The organism is Ruegeria hyattellae, assembly GCF_041537925.1.
Taxonomy (GTDB): domain Bacteria; phylum Pseudomonadota; class Alphaproteobacteria; order Rhodobacterales; family Rhodobacteraceae; genus Ruegeria_C.
Window position 1 is genome coordinate 118,299 of the sequence record NZ_JBGOSH010000013.1, and the last position, 16,958, is coordinate 135,256.

The following is a 16,958-nucleotide window of genomic DNA, read 5'->3' on the forward strand; positions in this document are numbered from 1 at the left end:
TCAGGCGCACCTTAGCCAAATCCCTGAAAGTGTGACAGCTATTTCCTGTCTGGAGGGGCCCATGTTGCGTGGATCAGGTTTGAGACGAATTTGCCCTATTGCCCATCACTTTAGAAGACGCGCTCATACGCCGCACGACCGAGAGATGTCATGCGGTTGAGCGCTCTTAGGGCAATGTGCACTTCAGTTCTTTGATTGTCGAAATCACGCGCTAGCAGACGCTCACCGATGGCTTGGTTCCATCTGCCGATCTGGGTTTCGACCCGTGATCTCTGGTTGTATCCCGTCTTCGTTTGCCAGCTCATTCTGCAATTTTGAGCGATGGCATCGATGTGGTGGTTGCGTTGTGCATTCTCACCGTGAACCGCGTTTTTCGGCAGAGGAATAATGATCTCAACCCCGGGCCCGAACTTATCCACCAGACAGTCTGCCACCCCCTGGCCGTCATATGCACCATCCGCCAGGAACCGGCTCACATCGGCATCAATATCAGAGAGCAAGTCTGGCAGCGCCGTTTCATCACCCACATGTTCGGTGGTCAACTCCGCTGCGGTGATGTCGCCAATTTCCGGGTCGAGTCCGATGTAGAGCTTGCGCTATGTTTTGCGGGCCTTCCTGGTGCCGTGCTTCTCTTCATGCCAGTCGTTGCCGCCATGCATTTTAAACCCGTACTATCCATAATGAGTGTGATCGGCTTACTTGTAGCTCGCCAGTTTTGGTTGATCTTCAGCCCCTTACTACGTCGCGACAGGGTCGAGAAATCCGGCACCAGCAGATCCAAACCCATCAGCTTCGCAACCGACCGCATGAAGCCCTGAGTTTGCCTAAGCGGAAGCCGAAACACGACCCGCAGAGTGAGGCAAATCTCGATTGCCAAGTCGGATAACCGCGGCTGACCACCGCGTGTCTTGCGGCGTGGCGATGACCAATTCTGTGCCAAATCATCAGACACCCAGATCGTCACATCGCCACGTTGTCGAAGGCTTTCGTTGTACTCGGACCAATTTGTAACGCTGTACTGTGCCTTGTCGAATTTGTCCCTGCGGGCATCATTGAATTTGTAGGGCATCTACCGTCGCTCGCGTCAGAGAAAACGCTGGAACTACCGCGACAGATCGTTCCATGCAACACGCCCGTTAAACGGGGTGAATGAGGAATCTCGTCACCCGACCGCTACCGCACCAAGAACTGGTCCGACTACAATGCTGCGCTCAGGAAGCGCGGATCACTTCTTATCTGGCTGGACTGGTCTATTCCCGATTGCTCCACCTTTAGCCGTCGGCAGAAGACCTTAGCCGTTCAGATCCCGTATCGCCGTGCCGACGGTCCGCTCAACCTTCTGGTGGACGGCACCGGGATCAAGTTTCTCGGCAATGGCGATGGCGAGTGGCAAATCCGCAAGCATGGCGTTCGGGGTCGTTGTCAGTAGCGCAAGATGCAACTGGCTAGGGATTTGGCTACCTCCGATATCCGCGCCGTCGCTACACTGCCATCATTGAGTGTGACGCCGCCCTGATCATTCCGATCCCCAAGAACGGTCGACCATGGAAGGAAGACTGCCCGGCCGCTCGGGTCAGGAACGAAACACTGCGCGCTACCCGGCACTACAGTCGGACGTTCTGGAAGAGCCGGACAGGATATCACGCTCAGAGCCGGGTCGAGGCGAAGATGCGCTGCCTCAATGCTCTCGGCAACGCCGAAATCGTTCGAGTCGCATGACGTCAGCGGGGAAAGGGGCGGTCAGTCCTCAGGCGTTAGTTACGCAACAACGTCGGTCAGAGCATAAAATTCTGTGTCGGCGGATCTGCAGATCTTCTGCCAATCTCTCAAACGCAACGCCTCGATTTGGATTCATTGGTTCCTTTTATCTCGACCTCAGGATCGGCCGGTTCCTCAAGGAAATAGGATAGAGCAAAGCCTTTGGTTTGGTCGTGAAACCTTTGCCAGTCACTGTCGCTCAGGTCATCTTGCTCGAGAAAGAAGCTGACTTCAGGACGAAACGCGACGTAAAAATGCTGCGCGCTCCAGATCTGGAAGAGAAATGCCAGCGGGTCGGTTCGGCGCATGACACCATCATCCATGTATTTCTCAAGTAGTGCGACAGTGTTTCCGACAATCGTCCGGGATCCACGGTCCTCCATGATTTCAAGGCTGGCAGCTCCGCCGGAAATCATGTCCGAAATAATCAGTTTATTCTGATGCGGTTTTAGCTTGGCTTGCAGGAACAGATGGTCAATGTACTCGGAAATAACTCGGCGTGGAGGTGCGTCCCAATTGACGGGGTTCAGACTGCGCCATTCCTGAAAAATCCGCTCTATGACGTCTTTGTAAAGGCTTTCCTTGCTTTGAAAGAAATAGAGGACCTGCCGCTTCTGTAGGCCTGCCCTATCCGCAATGGACTGAACTGAAGTGCCGCTAAGGCCATTGATTGCGAATTCGAATTCTGCGGCATCCATGATGCTCTGAACCCGCTTTTCTCGCACGCGGTTCGCCCGTTGACGCGGTGCCGGCACCTCTGATTCTGGCACTTTTTTCTCCTTAAACATACCTAAGGCCGCCTCCTTCAACGATGCATACCTAACCGGCGAACTTTTTGACTGTACATCTCTTCATAATCCAATTTCGCCTTCAAATTTTCAAAAAACAGAAATTTGTCAGCGGGTTAATCCGAACGACACGCCAAGCGAAACCATCCTGGGCAACTCGATTCCAGTATGCGGCACTCAAAATTCGTTGACAAATACTTTTTCACACCAGATGGTGAAAAAACACCAAATGGTGAAAAAAAGGATTCGAGTATCCATGAACATGAACGATTTCATCGCCGCGATGCCCAAGGCAGAGTTGCACATGCATATCGAAGGCACGGTTTCAGCGGCAAAAGTGCTGGAGCTGGCGGAGCGTAATGGGGTGGAGATCCCCTACACCTCGGAAGCGGAAATTCTCGCGGCACAGGATTATGGCTTCCCGGCGCTGGAGAACTTTCTGGACTATCACTACATGTGTTCCAGCGTTCTGCGTGAAGGGCGTGACGTTTTTGAAATCACGCGGAATTTCCTTAATAAATGCCTGGTTGAAAACATCCGACACGTAGAGATGTTCTTTGACCCGCAACAGCATATCGAGCGCGGAGTTTCTTTTGATGAACTGATGGATGCGATGACGACAGCCTGTAAGGCGTCGGATGTGTCCACCGGTCTGATTATGTGTATGAACCGCGACCGCTCGCTGGATAGCGCAATCGAGATGCTCGACCTGGCGGGCAAGCATCGTGGCGACATCATTGGGGTGGGTCTGGATTCTTATGAAGAGGGAAATCCGCCAGTAAAATTCCAGGAGTTCTATTACCGCGCCCGGGAGGAGGGGTACCGGCTGACCGCGCATTGCGACTGCGATCAGAAGGATGCGGTCAAACATGCCCATCAATGTGTGCACAATCTCAAGGTCGACCGGATCGACCACGGCCTGCATGTTCTGGATGATCCGGAATTGATCGAGGTCGTACGGAGCCGCGAGATCCCGCTGACGATGTGCCCGACCTGGCGCCCATCTGATCCTGAACCGCGCCGTCTGATGGCGCTACGCAAAATGTTGGATCTGGGACTACCGGTTTGCCTCAATACCGATGACCCTGAAGAATTCGCCAGCCGCTACCTGACTAACATGATGCAGAGCGTGCAACAGGACGGCGATTTCAGCGCCGACGAGATGACCCAGTTCATGCGCAATGCTTTCAGGGGTTCCTGGATCGGGGAGGAACAGCGCACAGCTCATCTGACAGAGCTTGAAGCGCATCTGGAGACCTATCTGCAGCAAAAATAACTGGCCTGCGAACCAGCCAATCTCTCAGGGAGGAAAGAGATGAATTTACGACCATTAATGAAACAGATTGCGCCGGGAATTCTGGCAGTTGCCGGTATGTTTGGTACGCTCAGCGCCACAACCACGTTCGTTCAGGCCGAGGAACCGGTGCGGGGAGGTGAGTTGGTAATCGGGGCCGGGTACTCGGCTTCATCCCTTAACCCTGCAGTGCAATCAGGCTTCGGGGCCGGTGTTCCGGGAGCTCAGCTTTTTGCCGGATTGGTGCGCTATGACGAAGACTGGAGCCCGCAGCCGTATCTGGCCACCGATTGGGCCTTCAGCGATGACGGTAAAACCCTCACGCTGAACCTGGTCAAGAACGCGACCTTCCATGACGGGAAGCCTATCACCGCCTCGGATGTTGTCTTCTCGATCAACGCGGTGAAGGCAAACCACCCGTTCAAAACAATGTTGCAGGCGGTCGAAAATGCCGAAGCGGCGGACGATCATACAGTCGTCATCAAATTGTCTCAGCCCCATCCGGCCTTGATGGTTGCACTATCTCCATTGCTGCTGCCGATAATGCCGGAACATATCTATGGAGATGGGCAGGAACTGCGCACACACCCGCGCAACCTGCAGGACGTCGTTGGCTCCGGCCCCTTCAAATTCGGGGAATATGTTGCCGATCAGCGGATCGTTCTGGAACGCTATGATGATTTTTTTATTGAAGGTCGGCCCTATCTCGATCGTATCGTAATTCAGACCGTGCGCGACCGTAGCAATATGTCCCTTCTTCTTCAGCGCGGCGAAGTGCAATACAATCCATTCACCAGTCTGACCCTACGGGATGTGGACCGGTTGGCTCGCATAGAAGGCCTGTCCGCGACGACCGACGGCTATGGCGGCATTGGCGCCATTAACTGGCTGGCCTTCAATCTTGACCGTGAACCTTTAAGTGACCTGCGCGTGCGTCAGGCCATTGCCTACGCAATCGACAAGGACTTCATCATTAATACGATGCAACTCGGTCGTTCCAAGCGCGCCACGGGTCCTATCGCCGACAGCAGCCCATTCTACACGGCAGAAGTTGAGCAATACGGCCTGGATATCGAACGCTCTATGCAGCTGCTCGATGAAGCGGAGTTCACGCCCGACGACAACGGCGTGCGGATGAAGATTACAATCGACTGGATCCCCGGTACGGTGGAATTCGGAAAAAACCTCGGCGAAGCACTGGCCGCGCAACTGCGCAAGGTTGGTATCGAAGCAACAGTACGCAGCCTGCCGGATTTCGGGTCCTGGATCGGTCAAGTCTCGGCGACCAGTGACTATGATCTGAGCATCGAGAGCCTGTTCAACTGGGGTGATCCGATCATCGGTGTGCATCGGTCCTACATCACGTCAAACATTCGCCCGGGCGTTCCGTTCTCCAACACAACGCACTACTCAAACCCCGAGATTGATGCGCTGCTGGAGCAGGCCGGAGCGGAAACCGATCCGACCAAGCGGACCGAACTCTATCATGAGTTCCAGAAAACCATCACCGACGACCTGCCGATGCACTATCTGCATGAAGTTCCGTTCCACACCGTCCAAAGGGATGAGTTACGTGACCTCCCCGTCGGGATCTGGGGCGCCATGGCGCCGTTCGACCGGGCCTATTGGGCTCAGTGATCCTGGCAGTACTGGCGCGCGCTATTCTCTTCGGCGCGCGCCACTCTCTCAACTTCTCGGTAGATCCGTGAGGGATGCATGAAACAAAAACTGCTCTTCTCCGCTGGCTTGGTGGTCTGCGTTGTCATCCTGAACTTCTTTCTGATCAGAATGGCGCCCGGAGATCCGGCAATAACCCTGGCTGGTCAGGCCGGCGGCGCTGACGAAGAAACCCTGGCGCATATCCGCAAGATCTACGGGCTTGATAAACCCATCTGGAACCAGTTCTTTGTCTATGTCGGCAAGATGCTAACCGGGGATCTCGGGACATCCTATTTCTACAATCTGCCAGTTCGTGATCTCATTCTCGAACGAGTCTTCCCGACAGTCCTGCTGGTGGTATCCTCGCTGTTGATCTCGATGGGTATAGGCACGTTCATGGGTGTGCTCGCTGCCCACCAGCCCCGCGGATTGTTGAGCTATTTCGTGACGTTCTTCTCGCTCGGTGGCTATTCGCTGCCAACCTTCTGGCTTGGGCAGATGTTGTTGCTCGCGTTTGCCTGGTACTGGCCGATCTTTCCGATTGGGGGCATGCAGGGGTTCCGAGTGGAAGGGTTCCTACCACAAGTCGCTGACGTTGCGATGCATCTGGTGCTGCCGGCGATTTCCCTCGGGCTTGCTTTCATGGCGCAATACAGCCGTGTGGCCCGCGCCAGTATGCTGGAGGTCTTGGGCAGCGACTTCATCCGCACCGCTCGGGCCAAAGGTGCCAGGGAAAGCTCAGTATTATTCGTCCACGGCCTGCGTAATGCAATCCTTCCAGTGATCACCCTGGCCGGCCTGCAGCTGGGCCAGATACTGTCAGGCGCCGTTCTGGTCGAAACCGTCTTCGACTGGCCCGGATTGGGTCGTCTGGCAGTCGATTCAATATTTCGTCGCGATTATCCCTCGATCATGGGCATCCTCTTTGCCTCTGCCGTAGTTGTCGCTGTTATCAATATCCTGACAGACGTTGTCTACAGATGGGCCGATCCGCGCCTGCGTTCCGGCGGAGGGCACTGATATGAAGCCGATTGAAACTGTCCCCAAACCGCAATCCCCGCTTCGTGAAGCCCTGGCTGTGTTTTTTGGCAACTGGGCAGCGACCATCGGGTTGATCATTCTGCTTGTTGTCTTTCTCGGCAGTATTTTGGGCCCGTACCTCTACGGTGTGAGTCCCAAAGAGACGGTTAATGCACCTTTCTTGCCACCAATGGCGGACCCTTCGAGCCCATTAGGCACCGACTATATCGGGCGCGACGTGCTGGCCGGTATTCTGAACGGTGGATCGGCAACGATCATGATTGGCGCTACTGCGGCGCTTGTGGCCGTTGTCATAGGGATCACCATAGGCTCGATTTCCGGCTATTATGGCGGGCTGACTGACACGCTTTTAATGCGGTTCACTGAGTTCTTTCAGGTGTTGCCTGCGCTGTTGTTTGTGATGGTACTGATGACCCTATTTGCCCCTTCGATACATACTACCATCATCGGCATCGGCCTGGTGATGTGGCCTCCGACGGCGCGTCTGGCCCGGGCTGAATTCATGAAACTAAAAACCATGGATTACGTGCGAGCGGAAAAGGCAATGGGAGCGCGTGATCGCCGGATCATTTGGCAGGTGATCTTACCCAATGCGCTGCCGCCGCTGATCGCTGCCGCCGCGCTGGTCATTGGGGTTTCTATTCTGTTTGAGGCGGGGCTTAGCTTTCTTGGGTTGGGCGATCCCAATATCCGCAGTTGGGGAGAAATGATCGGCGCCAATCGGGATTACATCTTCGACTGTCCTTGGGCGGTCTTCTTCCCCGGTATCGCCATTTTCCTGACCGTGCTGGGTGTGAGCCTGGTGGGGGATGGGTTGAATGACGCCATGAACCCTCGTTTCCGGGAAAGGTAATTCGATGAATGATCCAATCCTTCAAGTCGACCATCTGTGCATCGATTTCAAAACGAAATCCGGCCCGGTGCGGGTTCTCAACGATGTTTCCTTCAACCTGTCTGCCGGGGAAACTCTCGGCATTGTTGGAGAATCCGGTTGCGGCAAAAGCATGACTTCGCTGGCGGTTATGGGTCTTGTTCCCAAACCAAATGGCAAGATCGTATCCGGAAGTATTCTCTACCAGGGGGAAGATCTTGTTCAGGTGCCGGAAAAGCGCTTACGCCAGATCCGTGGTGGCGACATTTCCATGATATTCCAGGAGCCGATGACGTCCCTGAATCCTGTGTTCAGTGTCGGCAAGCAGATCGGCGAAGCGGTAAGGCTGCACGAAGATATCTCCAAGAAAGAGATCCACGATCGGGTCATCGACGTTTTGACACGCGTCGGCATTCCGGATCCGCTCAAACGCGTTAACGACTTCCCGCATCAAATGTCGGGCGGCATGCGCCAACGGGTTATGATCGCCATGGCGTTGGTGTGCAAACCACGCATCATTATTGCGGATGAGCCGACAACCGCGCTGGACGTAACGGTACAGGCGCAGATCCTTGAACTGATCATGAAGCTGCAGGAAGAGGAAAACACAGCCGTCATTCTCATCTCCCACGATATGGGGGTGATCTCACAAGTCTCGGACCGTGTTCTGGTGATGTATGCCGGGCGTATGATCGAGGAAGGCGATTGCGTGTCGGTGGTGCAGGACAGCGCTCATCCGTACACCAAAGGGCTGATCTCCTGCATTCCGGACATCGACCACACCAAGGACATGGCCTTAAGCGATCGCCTGCCGACTATCGAAGGCATTGTTCCGAACCTTAAGACTATTGGTCAGGGTTGCGCCTTTGCTCCGCGTTGCAATCAGGCGGATGAGGCTTGCAAAAGCTGGAAGACAAGCCCGATCCAAGTTGCAGGAGCACACCTCGCAAGCTGCCGCAAAATAGTAGGGAGCGACATATGATGGATCAGGTTCCAAACGTTTTCAGTGCGCGGGACCTGAAGGTCCATTTCAAACTTGGGACCGAGGATTCCGATGGCAATCCACGGGTCGTACATGCCGTTGATGGTGTCAGCTTCGATATCCCGAAAGGTACCACCCTCGGCATCATCGGAGAGTCCGGCTGCGGAAAGTCCACAACGGCATTGGCGGCGATGCAGCTGTTGGGCAATGTGAAAGGCAAGATGCAGCTATCGGGTGTCGAGCTTTCCGACCTGTCCAAAGAAGAGCTGCGCCAGCACCGCAAGAAGTTTCAGATCATTTTCCAGGACCCGTATTCTTCACTAAACCCGCGCCAGCGGGTGGGATCTCTGATCCGAACGCCGATGGATCTTCTGGATGTCGGCACTCCGGATGAGCGGGATAAGAAAGTTGACGAACTACTGGAGCTTGTGGGGTTGCGTCCGGAGTCACGGAACTTGTTCCCACACCAGTTTTCTGGCGGGCAGCGCCAGCGCATCGGTATCGCGCGAGCTTTGGCGACGTCGCCGGATCTTATCGTCTGCGACGAGCCGGTTTCTGCGCTGGATGTAGCCATTCAAGCCCAGATTCTAAACCTGATGAAAGATCTGCAGGACGAGCTGCAGCTGACCTATTTGTTCATCTCACATGACATGGGGGTAGTCAGTTACCTTTGCCACGAGGTTGCGGTGATGTACCTGGGTGTCTTCGTTGAACAGGGAAACTCGAAAGAGATTCTAAAGGAGCCCCTGCATCCCTATACCCGCGTCCTTTTGTCGGCGATTCCCAAAATTGATCCGGTCAACCGCAGTCTGTTTGACGCTCAAAAGCTTGCCGGAGACCCCCCGAGCCCGATCAATCCGGCGCCAGGATGCCGTTTTACCGGTCGTTGCCCGCACGCCAAGGACATCTGCAAAGGTGAAATGCCTGCACTTCGACCCGTGTCGGTAAATGGCTTTTCCAGGCAGATTGCATGTCATTTTGCCGGTGAAATCTAAACTTCCAAAAAAGGAAAACCATGAAAACCTTCGATATCTGTGTTTGGGGATCGCTATGACCACGACTTTTGCAGGCGGCCTCCAGGCCGAAACAAAATTGCCTAACATGGCGATTGAGCTGGTCACGCTTCATACTGATAACTACCCGGAAATGCACGATTTTTACCGGGATGTGCTAAAGCTTGAAGTCGCATTTGAGCAAGGTGAGTTCGCCAATTTCGTCTCGACCCCAACAAACCTTGGTTTGGTCAGCCGATCCAGCATGTTGGAAGCTCTCGGAGACAGCGGTTTTGACGGGACTCGGACAGGTTCTGGTGTCGGGTTGGGATTCTACTTTGACACCGACGCCCAAGTGGACGAAGCCTACGCAGCGATCGTGGAAAGGGGTGCTCGCTTGGTATCGGAACCAACCAAGATGCCTTGAGGTGAATACATCGGGTTCTTTTCGGACCCGGATGGCAACGTTCATGAATTTGTCTCACGGGAAAAACACTAACTTCACCCGCCGCTAAAGTTGAGCAAAACCCAGATCATGCGGCGTCTACACCTTCAAAGCCGCATTACGGCAATTCATCTGGAGACGATCTGAACCATAGGTCGATTGGCCTGGCAAAAGGCCACAGTTTTCAATCCGAGGTCACGCGCCGAGGCGCAAATCGGTCGTTACAAGCAGGTCATCGGGCCAAGACTTCACGACAGAGTTCTGGAGACGCAACACGTCGAAATGCAAATCGCTGTAAAGGCCCTGAACCGCATGACCCAAACCGGTCGTGCAGTCTACGCGTGCGTGTCATAGCTACATGGGGAAAGGGGACCTCTCGTTCCGATCTAGATCCATGCAACACGGTCGCTGTTCATTAGATGTCACGCGTCTCAAGTTTGTTATAGTTTGTCTTATTCGGTGTTGTCACCGCAATCACCGTTCGGTTGCTCGTGCCGGAGCGTGTTCTCGCGTTCTATACGATATGACGATGGGTTCCACCTGAATTACTTCGGCCTCGTGAGGCGGCTCGCTGTCGATGATACGAAACATCGCGTCAAGCATGGAAGGGACATCCTGACGAACCGAAAACAGGTTCTGAGCTGTATATTGGGCAAACGGATCCCAGTCGAAACTTCCAAAAAGGATTGTATCAAGCGCCTTTCTGTGGTGTTGCCCCAACCAGTCAAAGACACCTTCCAGCGAAACCGTCGAATTCACGAACATTGCCGTCGGCATGCGGCCTGTACTTTCGACTTTCGCTGACAATGCAGCTTTCGATTTGGCCGCGGCGTAGCCGCAAGCCATTATGTTCTCTTCGGTTGGCAATGCCCCCGCATCTGTGATGGCTTCACGGAACCCACGGATACGCTCACTAGTGTTGTGATCAGTGGGTCGGCCTCCTACGAATAGGAAATCGTTTTGCCAGTTGCTCCCGACGGCGTTGGCCCGATCTATGAGCGCGGCCGTCAACTTGTATGCGCCGGTATAGTTGTCAGATATGATCGACGGCGCCGCTGTGCCGGGTAGGTCCAGATTGATCGTTGGCACCCCTTGGGCGTCACAAATACGGGCGATGCCGTCCGGGTCGGTTGCGCCGGTACAAACGATACGATCGACATTGTAGGACAGCATCTGCCGAACCGTGGCCAGCTCCAAATCGGGCTCGCGGCGTGTGCATGATGTCATTGGCAAAAGCCCTCGGGCCCTTGCCTCCATTTCGAAACGCTCGGCGATGGCCCCGAAATATCGGTTTTCATACATGGGAAGAATCATACCGATCATGCGCGATCGAACGCTTCGCAAGGCACGGGCCTGCATGTTTGGCGCATACCCCATCTCTTCGGCAATCTGTCGAATAGTTTCAGCGCGTTTTTCGCTAATGCGGCGATTGCGCCACGAACCATTCAGAACCGCTCCGACGGTACTGGCCGAGGTCCCCGCTCGATCCGCGATATCATAAATCGTAATTTGTTTTTTGGACGCGGTTGTTGGCACTCAATGTTCCCCTTTGACAGGATCACCACTTTCCATATAGCCTAAGCACCATCGATTGCGCAACAAGGACAATCGATGGTGCAATCTGCTTGACTGCGTTTTTCAAACGTTGGTCGTTCTGGGAGGAAGACATGAAAATAAAGACGATACTCGCAGCGTCCGTCTGCGCTCTTGCCCTTACAGGAACAACTGCTTTCGCAGAGACTACAATGGGAATCGTGGTCAAGATTGGCGGCATCCCGTGGTTCAACGCCATGGAAGAGGGCATTAAGGAGCGCGCGGCCGAGCTTGGCGTCAGCGCCGAAATGATCGGCCCGACCTCGGCTGACCCTGCTCTACAAGTGCGCGCGATCGAGGACTTGATTGCAAAAGGCGTGAACGTGATTGGCGTCGTGCCGAATGACGAGGCGGCGCTGGAGCCGGTATTGAAGAAAGCCATGGATGCCGGGATCACAGTCATCGCTCATGAGGGACCCGGTCTGAACAATGTCGACTGGAACTTCGAATTGGCCTCTGCTGACGGTTTTGGTGAAGCGCATGCCAAGCTGCTGTGTGAAAAAACGCAAGAGCCGGGCACGTATGCGGTGTATGTCGGCTCGCTGACGGTGCCACTGCACAACGCCTGGGCCGATGCCGGAATCGCATGGTTGGCAGAGAATTGTGCCGACAAGCTGCAGCCGGTAGGCGACCGCTACGGCGTGGCCGAGAGCGTCGATGACAGCCGCTCGACCGCGCTTGACCTGATCGCGGCCAATCCTGATCTGCGCGGCTTCCTCGCGTTCGGCAGTCAGGGCCCCATCGGTGCAGGCCGCGCTATTGAGGAGCGTCGCCTTGGCGGCAAGGTTCACGTGCTTGGGCCGTTCTCGCCGGGCCAGGGACAGAAGCTCTTGAAAGACGACGTCATTTCGGGCGGTTTCATGTGGAACCCGGCTGAGGCGGGCCGCGTCTTCGTGACCCTCGGCGACATGCTGGTCAACGGTGAGGAAATCAGCGAGGGCACCGAGATCGAGGGCCTGGGTGCTGTCAGTCCCGATGCGGCGACTCGCAACATCATTACCGACAACCTGCTCGAGATTAACAAGAGCACTGTTGACGAGCTGGCGGCGAAGGGACTCTGACACCTTTTTCACCAATTGTGGAGATCCGACAGCGCGCGGGTCTCCATCAAGGCTCAGAAATATAATGACATCCGATCCAGACACGGTCCCGGCGCTGAAGCTGCGAAACGTTTCGAAAACCTTTGGCGGTGTACAGGCATTGCAGTCCGTCGATTTCGAAGTACGCGCAGGCGAAGTGCATTGCCTTGCAGGCGAAAATGGCTGCGGAAAGTCGACCCTCATAAAGATTGTGACAGGCGTCTACACGCCTGATCTCGGTACCGAGATCGAGATGTTCGGGCGGTCGCTTGCCTCAATCTCGCCAACGAAGGCGCGGGCTCTGGGGATCGCGGTCATCTGGCAGGACCTGGCGCTTTTTCCACATATGACCGTTGCCGAGAACATCGCATTTGACGAGATGGTGGGCGTGATGCCGCGTCTCAGTTTGGGAAACCGATACAAGGGCCGTGTCCAGGCGGTTCTCGATCGTTTGAACGTGCCACTCGACCTGGACACGCGCCTGGGTGACCTGCCGATTGCGCAGCGCCAGATCGTGGCCATCGCGCGGGCACTGTTGGGTGACGCCCGGCTTGTCTTCATGGATGAGCCGACGTCTTCTCTCACACAAAGCGAAACGGATGCGCTTCTGGACGTTGTGCGAGCGCTTTCGTTGCAAGGGATTGCTGTCGTATTTGTCAGTCACCGACTGGCAGAAGTGATTGATATCTCGAAACGTGTCACGGTGCTGCGGGACGGCAAGTTAGTCGGCGTTTTTCCGACAGAAGGGATGACGCAATCCCGCCTGGGGGAACTCATGACAGGTGCATTGCTGGAGCAGAGCGTCAGTGCGCAGGACCGTTCAGCAGCCGAACCGGTTCTGGAAGTTCACGGTCTATCCCGGCACGGGGAATTTCAGGAGGTGTCTCTGACCATCCGGCGGGGAGAGGTGCTGGGCCTGACCGGTCTGATCGGCGCGGGCCGGACCGAACTGGCCCATGCCTTGATCGGGATGTGCCAGCCGGATGCTGGTGAAACACGACTGGAAGGGGCCCCGGTCCGTTTCTCATCGATCCGCGACTCGATCGCGCGCGGCGTTGCCTATGTGTCGGAAGACCGGCTTTCACTTGGACTAATCCAGCCACAATCCATTTCGGACAACACGGTCATCTCCGTGCTCGACCGCATTCTCGATGGGCTCGGGTTGCTGTCCTCCAGGCGCCAGTCGGAGCTTGTGCGCCATTGGATCGACGAACTTGCGGTCAAGATCGGTCGACCCGAGGACGCTGTCTCGACGCTTTCGGGTGGCAATCAGCAACGGGTCGTTTTGGCGAAATGGCTGGCAACCGAACCGCGCCTCTTGATCCTCGATAGCCCGACAGTGGGTGTCGATGTCGGTGCGCGCGTCGGCATCTTTCGCATCGTGCGGCGGTTGGCCGATAAAGGGTTGGCGATCCTTTTGATTTCGGACGAGGTGACCGAGGTGATGTTTAACGCGGATCGCGTGTTGCACATGGCCGATGGCCGGATCGTGGGCGAATACGACCCGCATGCCACAAGTGTCCCCGATCTGGAGGCGCGGATTTATGCCTGACGTTTTTCGCGCTCACCCCGTAGAAACACGGCTTTCCGTTGTGCTGCTTTTGCTGATCATTGGTCTTTCGCTTGGCACCGACACGTTCCTGACGATGGGCAACATCACGTCGCTTCTGAATAATAATGCCGTGAACCTGATCTGGGCCGTTGGCCTTCTGGTTGTCCTGATTGCGGGAGGGATCGACATCTCTTTCGCGGTGGCGGCCTCGGTCGTTCAATATGTAGCTGCGCAGATTTTCATGGGGATCGGAGGTGGCAACTGGGCCATCGGATTTGTTGTTGCGGGCGTGCTCGGGATTGGTCTGGGGCTGATTAATGCACTTCTCATCCATGGGTTTAGGGTAATTTCCATCGTCATCACCATCGCCACATTCAATGCGTTCTTCGGGCTGTTGATGTTCTTCACGCGCGGCCGGAACATCTACAATCTGCCCGACTGGTGGACAGACCGCATCTTTGTCTTCGAACGTCAGGCAGCGGACGGCACTTGGGCAGAATTGAACCTCTCGGTTGCGGTCATGATCGCCTGCGTCGTCGTGACGTGGGCTTTGATTCGCCTGACAACCCTTGGCCGACAGCTTTATGCCTTCGGTGATAATCCCGAGGGCGCGCGCCGGGCCGGCGTCAACATCTGGCAAATGCAGATCGTCGCCTTTGGATGGTGTGGGATGATGGCCGGCATCGGTGGGCTGATGCAGGTCAACATTGCTCAAGAGGTGGTGCCGAACGCTCTATATGGCCGCGAGTTGGATGTGCTGGCCGCAGTTGTTTTGGGCGGCGCGCGGCTTGGTGGCGGGCGCGGCACAGTGCTTGGCTGCATCCTCGGCGTGATGTTCGTCGCGATCACGCAGAACGGCCTGAACCTGATTGGAATTTCACCTTTTGCCTTCCAAATGATCATCGGCGCGGCAATTCTTCTGGCAATCTCTTCCTCGAACCTGAGCTTCCGTTGGCGCGCGCGCGAGGCTGCGGCACCCGCGAAGGCAGAGACGACATGACCCTGCGCGCGAGGATAAATGCGGCTCTAGGCGCAGAGACATTGCCGCTGTTGGCATTTCTCGGCGTAGTCTTTGTCGCATTCTCGCTAGCAACGCCGCTCTTTTTGACGGGCGCGAATCTGCGATCCATGGCCTTTCAAATGCCGGTTTTGGGCCTTCTGACGCTCGCCATGCTCGTACCGATCCTTTCGGGCGGATTGAATCTTGCCATCATATTCCAGGCCAACATCTCGGGCCTTGCGCTGGCGTGGGTTCTGATCCAATTCGGAGGGCCGGATGCCGGGTTCGGCGCGTTTGTTCTGGGCGGTGCGCTTGCTCTAATGACCGGAGCGGCCTCGGGCGCCCTGATGGGCGCGGTTGTGGCTTACGTGGGTGCACATCCTATTCTCGTCTCGCTTGCCATGATGATCTTTTTACGCGGGCTGGGCGAATTCCTAACACGGGGTGGCGATATCTCCGGCTTCCCTGAATACATGAATGTTCTTGGTCATGGCAGCTTGGGCGGCATCCCCGTTCCGATGATCGTGTTTCTTCTTGCCGCGCTTGTCTGGCACATCATGTTGAAGCGATCGAGACACGGGTTTTCGGTCTACATGATTGGCTCGAATATCGAAGCTGCGGAGTATTCGGGACTTCACACGCGCCGTACCCTGGTGATGATCTATGCTATCTCCGGTATGATTTGCGCTGTCGCGGGTATTCTGATGGCCGCGCGTTTTAACTCGGTTCGTGTCGGCCATGGCGAGGCCCTGCTTCTGGTCACTGTTCTTGCGTGCTTTCTGGGTGGGATCGATCCGTTCGGCGGGTTCGGGCGCGTCCTGTCCGTGGTCTTGGCGCTGATGATCCTGCAGGCCTTGTCATCCGGTTTGAACCTGATCGGGGCGAACCAACACCTGTCAACTGCAGTTTGGGGCCTGTTCCTGATCGGTGTCATGGCGCTTCGATGGGCTGAGGTATGGTGGCGACACAAAAGACGAAGAGGAACATGATAATGGAAGGTTTCGGCGTACATACGAGCATGTGGACCATGCATTGGGATCGCGAAGGAGCCGAGCGGACGATACCGGCGGCCGCGGCATACAAGATGGATTTCATCGAAATCGCACTCTTAGATACAAGCATTGTCGACGCCGGGCACACGCGCGATCTGCTGGTCAAGCACGGGTTGCGCGCCGTCTGCTCATTGGGCCTGCCTGAGGCAAACTGGGCGTCCGTGAATCCGGACGGGGCCATCTCGCACCTGATCGACGCGATGAACAAGACGAAAGAGATGGGTGCAGAAGCCCTGTCGGGGGTCACCTATGGCGGCATTGGAGAGCGCACCGGCGCGCCTCCGACCGAAGCAGAATACGACAACATTGCCCGCGCTTTAGAGGCGGCGGCTAAACATGCCAAGAGTCTTGGTATCGCTTTTGGGATCGAACCGGTCAATCGGTACGAGAACCACCTAATAAACACCAGCAGGCAAGCAGTTGAGATGATCGAAAAAGTGGGTGCGGATAACATCTTCATCCATCTCGACACCTATCACATGAATATCGAGGAAAAGGGCGCCGGCAACGGTATCCTCGATGCCCGAGAGCATCTTCGCTACATCCACCTGTCCGAAAGCGATCGCGGTACGCCGGGCGAAGGCACCTGCGATTGGAACGAAGTCTATGCCACACTTGCTGCCATCGGGTTCAAGGGCGGGCTTGCCATGGAGAGCTTCATTAACATGCCACCTCAGATCGGCTATGGCCTTGCCGTTTGGCGCCCGGTCGCCCCATCCTTCGAGGACGTCATGGACAAGGGGCTACCGTTCTTGCGGAACAAGGCAGTGCAGTACCGTCTGATATGAACCCAGCGAAGCATCCAAATCGGGCAAATCGTCTCTTTGTGGCACGCCCCGTGATAAGCCGTTG

16 protein-coding genes and 1 pseudogene are annotated in these 16,958 nt (G+C 55.8%); 13 read left to right on the plus strand and 4 right to left on the minus strand.

Annotated features, from left to right (window positions below):
• Window positions 1–110: 110 nt before the first annotated feature.
• Both AB1E33_RS23555 and AB1E33_RS23560 read right to left on the minus strand, forming a co-directional pair.
• Window positions 111–542, minus strand: coding sequence for a transposase (locus tag AB1E33_RS23555; protein WP_372579678.1), 432 nt, complete (start codon window positions 540–542; stop codon window positions 111–113).
• The gene (locus AB1E33_RS23560; protein WP_372579679.1) at window positions 539–1,069 is read right to left on the minus strand and encodes a transposase; all 531 of its coding nucleotides are present in this window, start codon (window positions 1,067–1,069) and stop codon (window positions 539–541) included. The genes AB1E33_RS23555 and AB1E33_RS23560 overlap by 4 nt, the downstream gene beginning before the upstream one ends.
• Window positions 1,070–1,156: 87 nt before the next feature.
• On the opposite strand from AB1E33_RS23560, the pseudogene AB1E33_RS23565 reads away from it, so the two are divergent.
• Window positions 1,157–1,719: pseudogene (locus tag AB1E33_RS23565) on the plus strand (transposase).
• A gap of 107 nt (window positions 1,720–1,826) precedes the next feature.
• Here the strand turns inward: AB1E33_RS23565 and AB1E33_RS23570 are convergent.
• Window positions 1,827–2,546 carry a TetR family transcriptional regulator C-terminal domain-containing protein gene (locus AB1E33_RS23570; RefSeq protein WP_372579680.1) on the minus strand — a complete coding sequence of 240 codons (720 nt, stop codon included), beginning with the start codon at window positions 2,544–2,546 and terminating at the stop codon, window positions 1,827–1,829.
• Between the two features lie 256 nt (window positions 2,547–2,802).
• On the opposite strand from AB1E33_RS23570, the gene add reads away from it, so the two are divergent.
• From add to AB1E33_RS23605, 7 genes are all read left to right on the plus strand, one after another.
• Complete coding sequence (gene add / locus AB1E33_RS23575) at window positions 2,803–3,822, plus strand: adenosine deaminase (protein WP_372579681.1); 1,020 nt, start codon at window positions 2,803–2,805, stop codon at window positions 3,820–3,822.
• Window positions 3,823–4,083: 261 nt separating this feature from the next.
• Window positions 4,084–5,478 (plus strand): ABC transporter substrate-binding protein, encoded by a 1,395-nt coding sequence (locus AB1E33_RS23580; protein ID WP_372579682.1) that lies wholly within the window; start codon window positions 4,084–4,086, stop codon window positions 5,476–5,478.
• A gap of 78 nt (window positions 5,479–5,556) precedes the next feature.
• Window positions 5,557–6,519: an ABC transporter permease gene (locus AB1E33_RS23585; protein WP_372579683.1), complete on the plus strand. Its 963-nt coding sequence runs from the start codon at window positions 5,557–5,559 to the stop codon at window positions 6,517–6,519.
• A gap of 1 nt (window position 6,520) precedes the next feature.
• Window positions 6,521–7,393, plus strand: coding sequence for an ABC transporter permease (locus AB1E33_RS23590; RefSeq protein WP_372579684.1), 873 nt, complete (start codon window positions 6,521–6,523; stop codon window positions 7,391–7,393).
• 4 nt (window positions 7,394–7,397) lie between these two features.
• Window positions 7,398–8,393: an ABC transporter ATP-binding protein gene (locus tag AB1E33_RS23595; protein WP_372579685.1), complete on the plus strand. Its 996-nt coding sequence runs from the start codon at window positions 7,398–7,400 to the stop codon at window positions 8,391–8,393.
• Window positions 8,309–9,388, plus strand: coding sequence for an ABC transporter ATP-binding protein (locus AB1E33_RS23600; protein WP_372579686.1), 1,080 nt, complete (start codon window positions 8,309–8,311; stop codon window positions 9,386–9,388). The genes AB1E33_RS23595 and AB1E33_RS23600 overlap by 85 nt, the downstream gene beginning before the upstream one ends.
• A 55-nt stretch (window positions 9,389–9,443) precedes the next feature.
• Window positions 9,444–9,812, plus strand: coding sequence for a VOC family protein (locus AB1E33_RS23605; protein WP_372579687.1), 369 nt, complete (start codon window positions 9,444–9,446; stop codon window positions 9,810–9,812).
• Window positions 9,813–10,304: 492 nt separating this feature from the next.
• Here AB1E33_RS23605 and AB1E33_RS23610 read toward each other — a convergent pair whose 3' ends face one another.
• Window positions 10,305–11,366 carry a LacI family DNA-binding transcriptional regulator gene (locus AB1E33_RS23610; RefSeq protein ID WP_372579688.1) on the minus strand — a complete coding sequence of 354 codons (1,062 nt, stop codon included), beginning with the start codon at window positions 11,364–11,366 and terminating at the stop codon, window positions 10,305–10,307.
• A 209-nt stretch (window positions 11,367–11,575) separates the two neighbouring features.
• Here AB1E33_RS23610 and AB1E33_RS23615 point away from each other — a divergent pair, with 209 nt between their 5' ends.
• The 5 genes from AB1E33_RS23615 to AB1E33_RS23635 all read left to right on the plus strand — a co-directional run bounded on the left by AB1E33_RS23615 (window position 11,576) and on the right by AB1E33_RS23635 (window position 16,894).
• Complete coding sequence (locus AB1E33_RS23615) at window positions 11,576–12,484, plus strand: substrate-binding domain-containing protein (protein WP_372579689.1); 909 nt, start codon at window positions 11,576–11,578, stop codon at window positions 12,482–12,484.
• 64 nt (window positions 12,485–12,548) lie between these two features.
• On the plus strand, window positions 12,549–14,054 hold the full coding sequence (locus tag AB1E33_RS23620) for a sugar ABC transporter ATP-binding protein (RefSeq protein ID WP_372579690.1): 1,506 nt from the start codon (window positions 12,549–12,551) through the stop codon (window positions 14,052–14,054).
• Complete coding sequence (locus AB1E33_RS23625) at window positions 14,047–15,054, plus strand: ABC transporter permease (RefSeq protein ID WP_372579691.1); 1,008 nt, start codon at window positions 14,047–14,049, stop codon at window positions 15,052–15,054. The genes AB1E33_RS23620 and AB1E33_RS23625 overlap by 8 nt, the downstream gene beginning before the upstream one ends.
• Complete coding sequence (locus tag AB1E33_RS23630; RefSeq protein ID WP_372579692.1) at window positions 15,051–16,043, plus strand: ABC transporter permease; 993 nt, start codon at window positions 15,051–15,053, stop codon at window positions 16,041–16,043. The genes AB1E33_RS23625 and AB1E33_RS23630 overlap by 4 nt, the downstream gene beginning before the upstream one ends.
• A 2-nt stretch (window positions 16,044–16,045) precedes the next feature.
• Window positions 16,046–16,894: a sugar phosphate isomerase/epimerase family protein gene (locus tag AB1E33_RS23635; RefSeq protein WP_372579693.1), complete on the plus strand. Its 849-nt coding sequence runs from the start codon at window positions 16,046–16,048 to the stop codon at window positions 16,892–16,894.
• The last annotated feature ends 64 nt before the right edge of the window (window positions 16,895–16,958 follow it).

Coding starts and splice junctions, on each gene's coding strand:
- AB1E33_RS23560 (WP_372579679.1), bottom strand. CDS start 1,069: ATGCCCTACAAATTCAATGATGCCCGCAGGGACAAATTCGACAAGGCA.
- AB1E33_RS23570 (WP_372579680.1), bottom strand. CDS start 2,546: ATGTTTAAGGAGAAAAAAGTGCCAGAATCAGAGGTGCCGGCACCGCGT.
- add (WP_372579681.1), top strand. CDS start 2,803: ATGAACATGAACGATTTCATCGCCGCGATGCCCAAGGCAGAGTTGCAC.
- AB1E33_RS23585 (WP_372579683.1), top strand. CDS start 5,557: ATGAAACAAAAACTGCTCTTCTCCGCTGGCTTGGTGGTCTGCGTTGTC.
- AB1E33_RS23590 (WP_372579684.1), top strand. CDS start 6,521: ATGAAGCCGATTGAAACTGTCCCCAAACCGCAATCCCCGCTTCGTGAA.
- AB1E33_RS23595 (WP_372579685.1), top strand. CDS start 7,398: ATGAATGATCCAATCCTTCAAGTCGACCATCTGTGCATCGATTTCAAA.
- AB1E33_RS23605 (WP_372579687.1), top strand. CDS start 9,444: ATGACCACGACTTTTGCAGGCGGCCTCCAGGCCGAAACAAAATTGCCT.
- AB1E33_RS23615 (WP_372579689.1), top strand. CDS start 11,576: ATGGGAATCGTGGTCAAGATTGGCGGCATCCCGTGGTTCAACGCCATG.
- AB1E33_RS23620 (WP_372579690.1), top strand. CDS start 12,549: ATGACATCCGATCCAGACACGGTCCCGGCGCTGAAGCTGCGAAACGTT.
- AB1E33_RS23625 (WP_372579691.1), top strand. CDS start 14,047: ATGCCTGACGTTTTTCGCGCTCACCCCGTAGAAACACGGCTTTCCGTT.
- AB1E33_RS23630 (WP_372579692.1), top strand. CDS start 15,051: ATGACCCTGCGCGCGAGGATAAATGCGGCTCTAGGCGCAGAGACATTG.
- AB1E33_RS23635 (WP_372579693.1), top strand. CDS start 16,046: ATGGAAGGTTTCGGCGTACATACGAGCATGTGGACCATGCATTGGGAT.